Source organism: Streptomyces hokutonensis (genome assembly GCF_000376565.1).
GTDB lineage: Bacteria > Actinomycetota > Actinomycetes > Streptomycetales > Streptomycetaceae > Streptomyces > Streptomyces hokutonensis.
Window position 1 is genome coordinate 17,687 of the sequence record NZ_BARG01000103.1, and the last position, 13,407, is coordinate 31,093.

The 13,407-nt window shown below is 71.4% G+C and carries 10 protein-coding genes; 4 read left to right on the forward strand and 6 right to left on the reverse strand.

Annotation, left to right across the window (positions count from 1 at the left end):
* Positions 1–11 precede the first annotated feature (11 nt).
* Positions 12–1,538 carry a serine/threonine-protein kinase gene (locus SSP08S_RS58595; protein ID WP_051106146.1) on the reverse strand — a complete coding sequence of 509 codons (1,527 nt, stop codon included), beginning with the start codon at positions 1,536–1,538 and terminating at the stop codon, positions 12–14.
* A 107-nt stretch (positions 1,539–1,645) separates the two neighbouring features.
* Positions 1,646–2,200, reverse strand: coding sequence for a DUF3455 domain-containing protein (locus SSP08S_RS49735; RefSeq protein WP_019075141.1), 555 nt, complete (start codon positions 2,198–2,200; stop codon positions 1,646–1,648).
* Between the two features lie 314 nt (positions 2,201–2,514).
* Between SSP08S_RS49735 and SSP08S_RS49740 the strand changes: the two genes are divergently transcribed.
* Positions 2,515–3,513, forward strand: coding sequence for a thaumatin family protein (locus tag SSP08S_RS49740; RefSeq protein ID WP_158697336.1), 999 nt, complete (start codon positions 2,515–2,517; stop codon positions 3,511–3,513).
* Positions 3,514–3,639: 126 nt separating this feature from the next.
* Here the strand turns inward: SSP08S_RS49740 and SSP08S_RS49745 are convergent, their stop codons facing one another.
* Entirely contained in the window at positions 3,640–5,502 is a 1,863-nt protein-coding gene (locus tag SSP08S_RS49745) for a sigma-70 family RNA polymerase sigma factor (protein ID WP_019075143.1), read from the reverse strand.
* A 210-nt stretch (positions 5,503–5,712) separates the two neighbouring features.
* Between SSP08S_RS49745 and SSP08S_RS49750 the strand changes: the two genes are divergently transcribed.
* Positions 5,713–6,735, forward strand: coding sequence for a thaumatin family protein (locus SSP08S_RS49750; protein ID WP_245608120.1), 1,023 nt, complete (start codon positions 5,713–5,715; stop codon positions 6,733–6,735).
* A 28-nt stretch (positions 6,736–6,763) separates the two neighbouring features.
* Here the strand turns inward: SSP08S_RS49750 and SSP08S_RS49755 are convergent, their stop codons facing one another.
* The gene (locus SSP08S_RS49755; RefSeq protein ID WP_019075146.1) at positions 6,764–7,456 is read right to left on the reverse strand and encodes a hypothetical protein; all 693 of its coding nucleotides are present in this window, start codon (positions 7,454–7,456) and stop codon (positions 6,764–6,766) included.
* A 115-nt stretch (positions 7,457–7,571) separates the two neighbouring features.
* On the opposite strand from SSP08S_RS49755, the gene SSP08S_RS49760 reads away from it, so the two are divergent.
* Complete coding sequence (locus tag SSP08S_RS49760; RefSeq protein WP_019075147.1) at positions 7,572–7,868, forward strand: hypothetical protein; 297 nt, start codon at positions 7,572–7,574, stop codon at positions 7,866–7,868.
* A 3-nt stretch (positions 7,869–7,871) separates the two neighbouring features.
* A complete protein-coding gene (locus SSP08S_RS49765) occupies positions 7,872–8,513 on the forward strand; it encodes a hypothetical protein (RefSeq protein WP_019075148.1) in 642 nt (213 codons plus the stop codon).
* 144 nt (positions 8,514–8,657) lie between these two features.
* Here the strand turns inward: SSP08S_RS49765 and SSP08S_RS49770 are convergent, their stop codons facing one another.
* Both SSP08S_RS49770 and SSP08S_RS49775 read right to left on the reverse strand, forming a co-directional pair.
* Positions 8,658–13,043, reverse strand: coding sequence for an FtsK/SpoIIIE domain-containing protein (locus SSP08S_RS49770; protein WP_019075149.1), 4,386 nt, complete (start codon positions 13,041–13,043; stop codon positions 8,658–8,660).
* Positions 13,044–13,110: 67 nt separating this feature from the next.
* Entirely contained in the window at positions 13,111–13,404 is a 294-nt protein-coding gene (locus SSP08S_RS49775; RefSeq protein ID WP_019063359.1) for a WXG100 family type VII secretion target, read from the reverse strand.
* Positions 13,405–13,407 lie beyond the last annotated feature (3 nt).

Below are 13,407 nucleotides of genomic sequence, written 5' to 3' on the forward strand. Positions count from 1 at the left end.
CGGCGGGGAGATCAGTGCGTGACACTCACCCGCACCGTCATCGTGCCCTTGTTGTCCGAGGAGCAGGACCCGGCGAGGTCGTTCATGCCCAGTTGGAGGGTGCCGTTCCCGGTCGCTCGGAAGGTGAGTTTCCGGCCCACCGGATGGATGGGGAAGGTCTGTCTGCCCTTGAGCCGGGCGAGCAGGGTGGCGAAGGGGGCCTTGGCGTCGGCCTTGCAGTTGAGCGCGCCGTCCAGCAGGTGGTCGGTGGCGGTGTCGTATCCGGCCGGCCCGGCCATGGGCATGTTGCGGTAGTCGGCGGTCCACTGCCCCGAGACGTACCGCACGGTGACCTGGTCGCCCCGCCGGATCGTCACTCCGGTCACCGGCTGCCAGCCGGTCGCCGACTGGACGACCTGACGGGTGGTCGTCGTCTTCGGGCCCGACGCGGGCGGCAGGGTCCCGGTGAGGAAGAGTCCGCCCACAACTCCCGCCGCCAGTACGGCCGTTCCGGCCAACACCCACAGCAGCCGTCGTCCACGGGGCGAACGGGGCGGCCGGGGCCGGGAGTTGAGCGATGTCGTGTGCCGTTCGGTGGGAGTGAACAGATCACGGCCGCTCGTCATGGTGTCCGCTTCGTGCGCGGCGGCCGGAGGGGCGGACACCCGCAGGGTCGCCGACGGCAGGTGACCGGCGTCCGGCTCGCCCGCCGCCACGCGCCGGAGCGCGGCCCGCGCGCTCGCCGGTGTGAGGCGGTCGTCCGGGGACTTGCGCAGCAGCGCCTCGACGACCGGGCGCAGCGGGCCGAGCCGCTCGGTCAGGACGGGTGCCTCGTACGCCACCGCGTGCAGGGTCGCGGGCCGCGCGGGTCTGCGGAACGGGGACTGTCCGCCGCAGACGGTGGCCAGGGTCGCGCCCAGGGACCACAGGTCGGAGGGCGGGCCGACCTCCCAGCCCATCACCCGCTCGGGCGCCATGAACTCGAGGGAGCCGACGAGTTCGCCGGTGGTCGTCAGGAACTCGCCGTCGTCGAGGGCCGCGATGCCGAAGTCGGTGAGGACGGCGCTGCCGTCGGGGCGCAGCAGGACGTTGGCGGGTTTGACGTCACGGTGCAGGGTGCCGGCCGCGTGCACGGCTTCCAGCGCGTCGAGGAGTTGCAGGCCGAGCGCGGCGGTGTGCCGCGGCGTGAGCAGCCCGGTGCCGGCGATGCTCTGGGCCAGCGAGGGGCCCTGGACGAGTTCCATGACGATCCACAGCCGGTCCTCGTACTCGACCAGGTCGTGGACGCCGACCACATGGGGGTGCGGCACCCGGGCGACCGCGCGGGCCTCACGGATCGCGCGGCGGACGCGGATGCGGTGCTCCTCGTCGCCGTGGGTGAGGATGTGGAGTTCCTTGGCGGCGACCGGCCGGTCCAGCAGCTGGTCGTGGGCGCGCCAGACCGTGCCCATGCCGCCTCGGCCGAGGACGTCGTGAAGCTGGTACCGACCGGCGATCAGCCGCCCCGGTCCGCGCTGTGCCTGGGGTGCAGCCTGGTGATCGCCGTCTTCGGACAACACGGTCTCTCTCACATTTCCTTCGGGTCGCGGGTGCTGCCGCCTGGGACGCGGCAGGGCAGTGGCCCCCTCTTGTCCGGGAGGCCACTGCCTGCGTGCTGCCTGTCGTGCTACTCGGCGGGCTTGTAGAACGCGTAGGTGGCGGTGTACTGGACGCTGACCTGGTCGGTACCCGTGCAGGCACCGGCCGGGGCGACGCCACCGTCCGTGCCCAGCCGCTGGATGTAGGAGACGCCGCCGAAGACGCCCGTGCCGCGGGTGGCGGTGGACTTCAGCAGGAGCTCCGGAATGGTGCCGGTCTTGGGCGAGTTGGCGATCGCGGAGCCGTTGACGGCGCTGCCGTCCACGGTGGACACCCACACCGGGCCACGGGAGTGGAGGGCGACGGAGCGGTGCGTGCGGTCGTTCTTGGCCCACAGGGTGGCGGCGGGCTCCAGCAGGGTCCAGGCGCCGTTGGTGCAGGTGTAGGTCTGGACGCCGGCGGCGGAGAAGACGCCGGTGAGCTTGTTGCCGTCGGGCACCTTCAGCGCGTCGGGCACGGTGACACCGAGGCGGACGGGCGGCTTCGGGGTGGCGGCCTGGCCGACGGTCGCGCTCACGAGCGTGCCGGCGGTCACGGCGGTGAGGGCCGCGGTGGTGAGGATGAGACGTCTGGCGATCTTCATCGGTGTGTCTCCAGAGCAATTTCTGAACAGGGTCGCGATTCCTGCGACAAGGTCGCGGGTATCCGGACTTCCGGGCCGATCAGATGATCTTCGGCCCCGCTGCCGCACTGTACGGAGAATCAATCGCGGCCGACTTGCCAACTTCTGATCGATTTATGGCCAGCACTGCTCACCCACGGCGCACTCGTCCGAAACAGGTATCGCCGTCCCGTTTTCCGTTGTCCGGCACGACGGCCGCCGGTCTCCTCTACGGAAGCTCCGCCGGCCGTATCGCCGCACGGCGGAGACGTGGGTACGGACAGGAGTGTTGAGAGATGCCTCGTAGACAGGCCGCCATGATCGCCGCCGCGGTCCTCACCTGCCTCGCGGTGGTGACCGGCGTACTGCTGGCCCGCGCGCAGACCGGGCCGTCGTCGGGAGACCGTACCGTCGCGGACCCGTCGCCCACCCACGCCACGGCGACCGCCAACTCCCCGTCAGTTCCCCGCACTTCGCCTACGACGACGCCGTCACCGCGGACCACGTCCTCGCCCACTCCCCGCGCGCGCAAGTCGCCCCACGTCATCGCCTCGCCGTCCCGCACGACCGCCGCCGGACAGCCGAAGGCCGTCGGCAGGCGGACCGTCACGCTGGTCAACCGGCTCGACCGGACGATCTGGCCGGCGATCGCGGCGGACCCCAAACACCCTGTGGAGGCGACGGGTTGGGTGCTGAAGCCCGGGGCCAGCGTCAGCTTCGCGGTCCCCGACCACTGGGACGTCCGGGTGTGGGCACGCACCGGCTGCAACTTCGACGCGGCCGGCGACGGCCACTGCACGACCGGGGACTGCGGCCACTTCCAGTGCGGGTCGACCTGGGGTGAATTCCCTTCCACACTGGCCGAGTTCAACCTGAACGCCTGGAACGGCATGGACTTCTACGACGTCAGCCTGGTCGAGGGCAACAACCTGCCGATGTGGATCAACAGTTACGGCGGTTCGTCCAAGGACAGGATCGACGCGAACGGCTGTTCCGCAGCGGGATGCACCCGGGACGCCAACGCGACCTGCCCCACCGCGTTGCAGCGGATCAGGGGCGGCCGGGTCGTCGCGTGCCTCAGCGCCTGCCTGGTGTTCAAGACCGACAAGACCTGCTGCACGGGCGCCTACGCGGCGCGCCCCCAGTGCGTCCCCTCGTCGTGGCCGGTCGACTCGGCCGCCGTGTTCAAGAAGGCCGAGCCCTTCGCCTACTCCTACGTCAACGACGACGCGACCAGCGTCCTCACCTGCTCGGGAGAGTGCGGCTACCGCATCACCTGGGGAGTGAGCCCCTAGGACCTGTCCGGCGGATCATGCCGCGGACGCGGGGTCTGGCACGCCCACCGGCGTTGATCAGGCGCCGAAGCTTTCCTGCGACCTGATCCGCCGGACAGGCCCTGACCGTGCGCGCGGCCGGGCCGGTCAGTCCGCGGACTGGAAGGCCCGGCCCGCCGCGGTCGTCGTCGTACCGTTCGTGAAGAGGCCGCTGCTCGGCTTCGCCGGGTCCGCGCCCAGCCCGAACCACGCGTAGCGCTGCACATAGGACAGGCCGTCGAGCGCCTTGGTGGACGCGGTGACGAAGTCCGCCTGCTGCTGCGCGGACGGGAAGCGGGTGCCCTGGGAGAAGTCGATCAACGCGTACTCGGTGAGCCAGATCGGCTTGTGGTAGCGCGCGTACACGGCGGCCAGGTAGGACTTGAGCTGCTGCACGGCCTGCGGGGTGCGGAAGTCGCCGCCGTACCAGTGCAGGGTGATGAAGTCGACGCGGTAGCCCTTCGCCTGGGCCCCGGACATGAAGCGGTCCAGCCAGCCGCCCGCCGTGTCCCCGCCGTAGGCGACCGCGGGGCTGCCCAGGATCTTGCCCGCCGCCATGAGCCTGGGCCACAGCTGCAGCGCCTGCTCGACCGTCATGTTCGACTGCTGCGCCATGTCCGGTTCGTTGAACCCCAGCAGATACGGGCCGTACGACCGGGCCTGGGCGAGCGAGGCGTCGGTGACGGACTTCGCGCCCCAGATCATCGGCACGAAGGAGCCCGAGGAGGGTGTCGTGATGCCGGAGTGCTGGGTGTTCCAGGTGTAGTACCAGCTCGCCCCGCTCGCGGCGAGCGCCTGGCTCACCCCGCCGAACGTCCACACCCCGACGCCCTTCTTGGCGCCGGAGGATATGTGCACGGGGGCGGCGGGGATGTGCTTCGAGGGCGAGGGGCTCGGCTTGGCCTTCGGTGAAGGTGAAGGGGACTTGCCGGGTGTCGCCGAGGGCGTGGGGCTCGGCGTGACACTGACCACCGGAGTGGGAGACGGCGATGCCACCGCCGTCGTAGGAGAGGAACCGCCCGTCAGCCGGGGCGCGACCAGCGCGGCCACCACGGCGACGGCGACCGCCGCCGAACCGCCCACGAGCTGCTTGCCGCCGATACGGGCGGAGCGGCTCCCGGGCCTTCGATGCCCGCCACCGTGCCCTGAGGGAGCGGTAGTTGGGACGGCGTCCAGCAGCCGGGACACGTCGAAGTGGGCCGGTGCCGCCACCAGCGGCAGCCCGCTGAGCAGCCGGTCCATCGGGAGCAGTCCCTCGTCCAGCCCCTGGCACACCCCGCAGCCACGGATGTGCCGGGCAAAGCGCTTGCGCCACAAGGCACTTGGCGCGCCGTCCCACGTCGAGGCCGTCTCGTCCAGTTCCGCGCAGCGTGGTGCGGCGACCAGCGCCCGCACCACGACCCGGGAGACCTCCATCTGCTTCTTCATGCGCTGCACGCGGACGGAGGCGTGCCGGTCGGAGAGCCCCAACGCACCGGCGAGGTCGGCCCGTTCGAGTTCGCCGGTCTCCTCCAGCCACCACAGGGACAGGAGTTCCTGGTCGTCCGGGTCGAGCCAGCGGGTGGCCTCGACGACCTCACGGCGCTGCTCGGTCAGCCCGAGGCGCAGGATGGTGAGTCCGGCGAAGTCGAGGGCGGGGTCGGTGATCGCCTCCGCGTCCTCAAGATGCGCCCTGCGGTCGCGGTCCGTGGCCCGCGCCTGTTCACGGTCCCGGACCTGTCTGATCGTGATGGCCACCAGCCAGGACCGGAACGCGGAGGGATCCCGCAGCTTCGGCAGCCCCCGCACCATGCGCAACAGCGTCTCCTGTACGACGTCATCGACGTCGGCGTGACCGTTCAGGGCCCGGCCGACGATGTTGTAGACCAGCGGCAGGCACTGCGTCAGCAGGTGATCCAGGGCCTGCCGGTCGCCCGCGCACGCGGCCGTCACCACGCCCGCGTCGGGGCCGCTCCTGGGCTTCTTGCGCATCTGGGTTCGTTCCTCCGCGTGTGGTCCGGCCGTGGCATCTCTCTGCTTCGGAGACCGCCGACGCGCGCAAGGACTACAGAAAACAGGACAACAGAAGAAATCAGCCGGTCGCGTCCGAATTTATGTTGTCGAGCCGCCGCCGAAAAGGTCACCGATACGCAGGACCGCATCTGGACCGCATCCGAAGAGCATCAGGAAGGCCCGAGGACGATGGCACGAGGACGCAGAAGACACGGCGCGAGCCGGCAGGGACACCGCCGACGCTGGTGGTACGTCACGGCAGCCGCCTTCGCCACGGCCGCCACCGTGCTGATCGCCTACAGCGTGTGGACGCCGTCCGGAACGGGCGGCAGCCGCACGACGGCCCACCAGGACACTGCCGCGCGCCCGGCCGCGTCCCGCAGCGCCTCGCCCTCCCCCTCGGCGAGCAACAGCACCTCGGCCTCTCCGTCGCCTTCGGCCTCCCCCTCCCCCAAGGCCGGCGCGTCGAGGAAGAGCACGCCCAGACCGACCACCAAGGCGGACGCACCGGCACCGAACCAGCCCTCGACCGCCCCCGCCGGCAAGCGCCTCATCACGGTCGTCAACCGCACCCCGAAGACGGTCTGGGCGATCGTCACCAACACCGCCATCTACCCGAAGGGCCGCGAACTCGCCCCGGGCCGGAGCCTGTCGGTGACCGTGGCGAACAACTGGGGCGGCCGGATCTGGGGTCGGACGGGGTGCACTTCGACGGCGGCCGGTCACTGTGCGACGGGCGACTGCACCAGCGTGTGCGAGGGCGCCAACCCGCCCACCACACTGGGTGAGTTCACGTTCGACGCGTACGCCGGGATGGACTTCTACGACGTGAGCATGGTCGACGGTTCGAACCTGCCGATGTGGATCAACATCTCGCACACCACGACCGCCGACCCGGTCAGCTCCAGTGGCTGCTACAAGGGCGTCTGCACCTCGGACGTCGACTGCCCCGCCGCGATGCGGGCGGTGTCGGGCGGCCAGGTCGTCGGCTGCAAGCCGCCCTGCGCGGCGTTCGGCGGTGACACGTACTGCTGTCGCGGCGCGTGGGCGGGCCGCGAGAACTGCGTCCCGTCGAAGTGGCCGGTCGACTACACGCAGGTCTTCAAGAAGGCGGCCCCCTATGCCTATTCGTACGCCTTCGACGACGGGGCGACGATGCCGTGCAAGGGGGCCTGCTACTACAGGATCACGTTCGGGACGACCGGCTCATAGGTCCGACTGGTGGGCTCGGCCGGCGAGTTCAGTTCGTCGCCTTGTCGCCGGTCGGGCCCACCGCGAACCAAGTGCCGCCGACGCCCTGGCCGTTGAGGTCGCCCGGCTTGCTGTCGCCGGAGAAGCGGTAGACGGGCCAGCCGCCGACGGTGATCTGGACCTGTCCGTCCTGGCGGCGGATGGCCCCGACCTCCTTGGGGTTCACGCCCGCCAGGTAGACGTTGCCGCCCTCCTCGATGGTCACGGGCGGCCACTTCACCGCGCAGGCGTCGTTGCAGTTCGACTTGGAGGGGGCGGCGGTGTCGTCGTCGAAGCGGTACAGCGCCGCCTGGTTGATGTTGATCAGGTGCGGTGAGGAGAGCGAGGACGAGGTCACCGCCGACAACTGCACCCACTTCGGCGGCGCTTCCTGCACCACCGCCCCGACCACGGTCCCGCCGGTGCCGGTGAGGCCGGCGTCCTTCGCCGTCGAATCGACCACCTGGAGCGCCGAGTTGCCCCCGCCCTGCCCCGAAGTCGCGGCCGAGGAGGAGGCGGAGGGCGAGGCCGGGGCGGCCGACGACGCGGGGGCGGAGGAGGCGGGGGCCGAACTGTCGCCGATGGAGATCGTCTTGCCGCAGGCGGAGAGGCCCGCCACACCGGTCAGGGCGAGCAGGGAGGCGACAACGGCACGGCGCGCGGTGCTCTTGGAGGAGAGCGGGCGGGTCTGGAGCGGGGTCATGTGTGCAACACGAGACAGCCCCCGGCAAAGGTTCAACGGCGGTGAACGTTCCGGGCCTCCGACCTCGTGTGCAGAGCAGACACGAATCCTCACCGCAGAGAAACGGGGGCCCGCCGTGGCGTCGGACGTCAACATCCCCGGGAGTGAACTCAAGGAGGCCCAGGACATGTTGGGCTTCGTGCACGACAACATCGACATCGGACACAACACGTTCGACTTCGAGGCGGCCTTCGGGCCCGAGCTGGCCCGTGGCTCCGCCCAGAACTTCGAGAACAAGTGGGACGACGGCAAGGGCCAGTTGCAGAAACAGGTGCTGGGCATCAAGGACGCCATCGGCAGCATCCTGGACTCCTTCGAGAAGACCGACCAGGACGCGGTGTCGAACCTCGACAGCGGAAAAGGTGGAAGCTGACCGATGAACACCGCACAGCGATTTCTGCTGGACATCCCGGACTCCTGGGAACAGGTCGACCTGAGCGGCGAGGAACTGGCCAGGACTCGGGCTCAGGCCCTGGCCTCGACCGACGACCCCCGCGAGAAGGCCACGATCAACGACATGTTCCGGCAGGGCCGGGAGGTGACGAGGGCGGCCCGCCGCTACGGGGCGCTGCTGGCGGCGGGCACGGCGACGATGTACACCGAGGGCCTCTTCATGGCGTACGGCATGGTCTTCGCCGTCAACACACCCAAGGGCGAGGAACTCACCCTCCCCGTGCTGTCCGCGCGGCTCGGTGTCTCCTCGGCGAACGGGGTGGCGCCCAAGGACCGGGTCATCATGTCGGCGAGGGTGCCCCATGTGGGCACGGTGGCCCGGGTCACCGGCACCGAGGTGACCCGGCTGACCGGGGACATCGACGTCAAGCTGCTGACGATGCACACGATGATGCCGGTGCCCGGCAGCACCGAGGACTTCCTCGTCGTGACCCTCGCCAGCCCCAACCTGCCGCTGAAGAACGAGGTGTACGACCTCTTCGACGCCATCACCTGCACCTTCCGCTTCGTGACGGACGACGATGTCCAGGTCTCTCCCGACGGCGCCGAGGGTGTCGCCGCCTGAGTTTCACGCCGTACGGCAGGCCGAAGGGCGGCCGGACCACGTCGGTCCGGCCGCCCTTCGCTGTCCCGCCGCGCAGGTCCTGGGCTGCGGGCGGGGAGGAGGCGCGCTCCCTCAGGGGGGACTTCGGGAGCGCGCCTCCCGCTTCTAGAGTTCCGCTTCCAGCAGCGGTACCTGGACCGAGCGCAGGGTGCCGTCGCCCAGGTGCAGCAGGCCCCGGCCCGGCTGCGGGGCCTGGCCGACGACGCCCCGGGTGAGCTTCACCCCGATGACCTCGCCGTCGCTCAGGCCCTGCGGGGAGAGCAGCATGCCGGTGCGGTTGCGCTTCACCTGGCCCATCCAGCCGGCCAGGCTCAGCGCCAGGGACTCGGCGTTGCCGGCCGCGAGGACGCCCCAGCCGGTGCCCGCGCCGCCGCGGGCGAGCAGCGCGAGGTCGGAGTCGATCTCGGCGCCCATGAACAGTTCGGCGTCGTCGACGACGATCACGCCGTACTCCTCGGGCACGCTGCCCAGCGTCTGCCGGAACTCGTCGACCGTCACCTCGGCGTCGGTGATGAGGGCGGCCACACCGGGCCGTCCCAGCAGTTGCCGCAGCGGCGAGCGGCGGGGCGCCAGCACGACGAGGCCGGCGCCCGCCGCCAGCAGGGACTCCGCCGCGCCGAGCAGGGCGGTGCTGCGTCCGGTGCGCGGCGGCCCGGCGATCACGAAGGTCGGTACGTCCGTCAGGTCGGGGCCGAGCGAGGTGAGGACGTCGCCGCCCACAGCGACCAGCGGACGCATCGGCCCGCCCTGGGTGTGCAGGGCGAGCGCCTCCTCGTACGTGACCCGGTCGGGGAGCACATCGAGGCGGATCGGGCGGCGCTCGGCGGGGACGGCGGCCTCGCGCTCGGTCAGCTCCTGGCCGAGGGCGAGCAGGATGTCGGCCTGCGCGGTGCCGGACAAGTCCTCGCCCAGTACGGCGAGTTGCACCTCGCTGAGGTCCTGGGTGCGGATGCCGCGTCCCGGTGCCGGGTCGGTCGGCGCGGACTTGGTGGGGATGCCGACGCTGGAGTAGTCCTGGCGGTCGTTGAGCCTGAGGACGATCTTGTCCTCGGTGGTGCCGGAGAACCGGCTGCTGCCGAGCACCCGGTCACCGGCGAGGACGACATGGATGCCGACGCCCGCTCCGTCGCGCAGCAGTCGGATCATGCGTTCCATGTAACTGCCGTTGTCGTAAGACGCGAACTCGCGCTCGAAGACCTCGAAGCGGTCGACCATCAGCACGATGTGGGGAAGCCGCTCCTCGGGGGCCTGGCTCCCACGCAGTTCGGACAGGTCGGCGGTGCCCCGGGCGCCCAAGATGCTCTGGCGCGCGGTGAGTTCGGCACCCAGCCGGTCCAGCAACCGACCCAGCCGCTCGATCTGGTTGCGGTCGACGACGGCGCCGCAGTGCGGCAGCGCGGTCAGGGCGTTGAGCGCGCCGTTGCCGCAGTCGATGCCGTAGAGGTGGACGTCGTCGGCGCCGTGGGCCTGGCCGAGGGCGGCGGCCAGGGTGCGCAGGGTCTGGGAGCGGCCGCTGCGGGGCGAGCCGACGATGTGCAGATGGCCGGCCCGGTCGAGGTCGAGGACCAGCGCGGTGCGGGTCTGCTGCGCGGGCAGGTCGACCATGCCGTACTCGACGGCCGGCAGGGCCGCCTCGCGCTCAAGGGTGGGCTTGGGCGAGGGCGGTGCCGTCCAGGGGAGCAGGTCGGGCAGGGGCGGCAGCCAGGGGCTCGGCTGGCGCGGTACGTCCGCGAGCCGGGCCGCCTGGGCAATGGCTCCGGTGAGGACGGCGAGGTCGGTGACGGCCTCGCTCTGCGCGGCCGTAGAACCGCCCCGGGAGCGCGCGCTCGGCAGCGGGCCGCCGAGGTTCTGCCAGGTCAACGGCTCGGCGCGGACGGCGACTTCGGTTCCCGCGGCGGGCTGGCCTCCCGGCCTACGACCGCCCACGCGGCCGGACTGGAAGGGCAGCAGGGCGGAGGGCCCGAGCCGGGCGTAGGCGCGGCCGGGGTTGGCCGGGGAGATCTCACCGGAGTCGGGGGCGTCGATGATGTCCCGGCTCTCGGAGGTGTCGGTGGTGCGCAGCGCGATGCGCAGGTTGGTGTTGGCGCGGATGTCCGGGGTGACCGCGCCGCCGGGGCGCTGGGTGGCGAGCACCATGTGGATGCCGAGGGAGCGGCCGCGCTGGGCGATGTTGACCAACCCCGAGATGAAGTCGGGCAGTTCGCGCACCATGGACGCGAACTCGTCGACGACCAGGAGGAGTCGGGGCAGCGGGGGCAGGACGTTGCCGCCGCGCGAGCGCTTGTCGAGGTAGTCCTCGATGTCCTTGGCGCCCGCCTGCGCCAACTGGGTCTCCCTGCGCCGCAGTTCGGCACCGAGGGAGACCAGCGCCCGTTCCACGAGCCGGGTGTCGAGGTCGGTGACCAGGCCGACGGTGTGCGGCAGGTCGGCGCACTCGGCGAAGGCGCTGCCGCCCTTGTAGTCGACGAGCACGAAGGTCATCTCGTCGGGCCGGTTGACCACCGAGAGGGTGGCGACCAGGGTCTGCAGCAGCTCGGACTTGCCGGACCCGGTGGTGCCGGCGATCAGCGCGTGCGGGCCGTCGCGCACCAGGTCGACGGCGAACTCACCGTCGTAGCCGATCCCGAGGACGGCCCGGGTGCTGCGGCCACCCAGCGACCAGCCGGCCACCACGGCCTCGGCGGTGGGCGGTTCGACCTTCAGCAGGTCCAACAGGCGTACGGCGCCCGGGAGTGCGCTCTCGTCGCTGTCGCCGACACCGCGCAGCGGGGCCAGGGCGCGGGCGAAGTGCTCGTACCAGTCGGACTCGGGCGAGTCGCTGCGGACGTGCTCCAGCGCGGCGCCGGAGCCGGTGCGGACCCGGGAGGTGGTGGCGCCCGCCTCGGTGACGACGACGGCGCCGCACTCCTCGGGGAGCAGCCGTTCCTCGCGGTCGATGCAGATGGTGTGGACGCCGACGGACGGGCCGTCGCGCAGCAGGGCGATCACGCCGGGCAACGAGCGGGCGCGGCGGGCCTGTTCGAGGACGACGAGGATGTCGGGGTAGCCGTTCACTCCGCCGCGGGTGAGGTCCGAACCCGCCGCGACGCGGGAGGCGACGAGCTGGCCGAGTTCGCCGATGCGGCGGGCCAGGGAGTCGGCGGTGGAGCCGATCAGGGCGTAGGCGTCCTCGCCCTGTGCCTGGGTGTGGGGCAGCCAGCGGATCCAGGACCAGTCGCGTTCGCCGTCCGGTCCGGCGAGGACGACGATCCGGAGGTCGGTGGGGCTGTGCAGGGCGGCGGCCTGGGCGGCGAGCCAGCCGGCCAGCCGGGTCGCGCCCGGTCCTGCGACACCCGCGACTCCGGCCCTGCGCAGCGCCACGCTGACGGGCACCTGGTTCAACTGCGGGACGGTGGACCGGCGGTGCTCGTCCTGGTCCGGGTCGTCGACGCTGATGGAGGAGGGCAGGTCGGCTGTGCCGACGCGGACGGAGAGGAAGTCGGGGTCCTGCCAACGGCGTTCCCACAGCCGCTCCGAGGGCTGTACCGCCATCTGGAGCAGGGTCGCCGGATCGGGCAGTGACAGACGGAGGTTGTGCTGTTCGCCGAGTACGGCGGCGTCGACGTCGGCGCGCACACGGGCCAGCGTCTGCTCGTACTCCTCTTTCTTCTCGAGGTACTTGAGCATCGCCTGCTTGCGGCCGCCGAACTGGGTGATCAGGGCGGCGACCGGCGAGAGCAGCGCGATGAAGACGAAGGACCAGCGGTGCGTGACGAAGATGGCGATCACTGCGCTGGCCGCGGGCACCAGCAGGATCGGGAGCAGCGGGATGGGCCGCTTGTCGGGCTTGACCGGCGGGGTCGGCAGCCGGAACTTGGCGCCCGCTGCGGGCGGCAGGAACCTCGGCGGCCGGTTGAACTCCAGGCCGAGACCGTCCTGCGCCGGGGTCAGCGGGGCACGGGCCGTCTGCCGCGAGGTCAGCTCCAACAGGATGTCGCCGACGGCGAGTTGGCTGCCCTCCCGCCACGGGAACGGCGCCGGTGCGGGCTTGCCGTCGAGCAACGCGCCGTCGGTCATGAGGAGTTGGGCGCTGCCGTCGAGCCGGACCCGGACCCGGGCCGCGAGGGCGGGCGTGCCCTGGGCGAGGCGGACGCGGCACACCGGGCCGCTGCCGATGTCGTAGTCGCCCGGGACGAGCCGGAAGACCGTTCCGGCGCCCGGTCCGGAGACCACGCGGACCTCGGTGCGGCCCTCGGGCTCGGGCTCCCGGGGCACGGGAGCGCCGAGTCCGAGGTCCATTCCGTCGCGCACACCGGCCGCCTGGAGGGTGGTGTGCGGTTCGACGGGCGTCGGGCCGATGTAGAGGGGCGGCTCCCCCGCCGCCGCCCCCGCGTACCCGACGGCACGTGCCAGCTCGGCTGCCAACCGGCCCGCCTGCGCGGAGGGTTCGGTTTCCACGGCGACGGTGGTGGACACCCCCTCGACCTGCGGATCACGAACGCTGACGGTCAATCGCACTGCTCATCATCCTTCTGGTGTGGAGGTACGGCACCGCCCGCCGCGGCGACGGGCCGGTGGGTCAGCCGAGGTTGGAACCGAGCTGGTTGTCGGTCTGGTCGAAGGCCTCGCCGACGGCCTTCACGTACTGGCCGATGCCCTGCAGACCCTGATTGACCTGGTCGAAGCCCTTGGCGAACTCGTCGAAGAACGGCGAGAACTTCTGCTGGGCGGCCGGCGTGCTGTAGCCGTCGGCGAGCAGGGTGGAGATCTTGCCCTTGACCTCGTTGAGCTTGTCCTGGAGCTGGGAGAAGTCGTTGAGCAGCGCCTGCGAAGTGGACGCGGTGGTGTCCGAGTTGACGGCGTAGTTGGGCATGGG

Excerpts from the sequence above, each read along its gene's own strand:
- SSP08S_RS49735 (WP_019075141.1), bottom strand. The coding sequence starts at position 2,200 with ATGAAGATCGCCAGACGTCTCATCCTCACCACCGCGGCCCTCACCGCC.
- SSP08S_RS49740 (WP_158697336.1), top strand. The coding sequence starts at position 2,515 with ATGCCTCGTAGACAGGCCGCCATGATCGCCGCCGCGGTCCTCACCTGC.
- SSP08S_RS49745 (WP_019075143.1), bottom strand. The coding sequence starts at position 5,502 with ATGCGCAAGAAGCCCAGGAGCGGCCCCGACGCGGGCGTGGTGACGGCC.
- SSP08S_RS49750 (WP_245608120.1), top strand. The coding sequence starts at position 5,713 with ATGGCACGAGGACGCAGAAGACACGGCGCGAGCCGGCAGGGACACCGC.
- SSP08S_RS49755 (WP_019075146.1), bottom strand. The coding sequence starts at position 7,456 with ATGACCCCGCTCCAGACCCGCCCGCTCTCCTCCAAGAGCACCGCGCGC.
- SSP08S_RS49765 (WP_019075148.1), top strand. The coding sequence starts at position 7,872 with ATGAACACCGCACAGCGATTTCTGCTGGACATCCCGGACTCCTGGGAA.
- SSP08S_RS49775 (WP_019063359.1), bottom strand. The coding sequence starts at position 13,404 with ATGCCCAACTACGCCGTCAACTCGGACACCACCGCGTCCACTTCGCAG.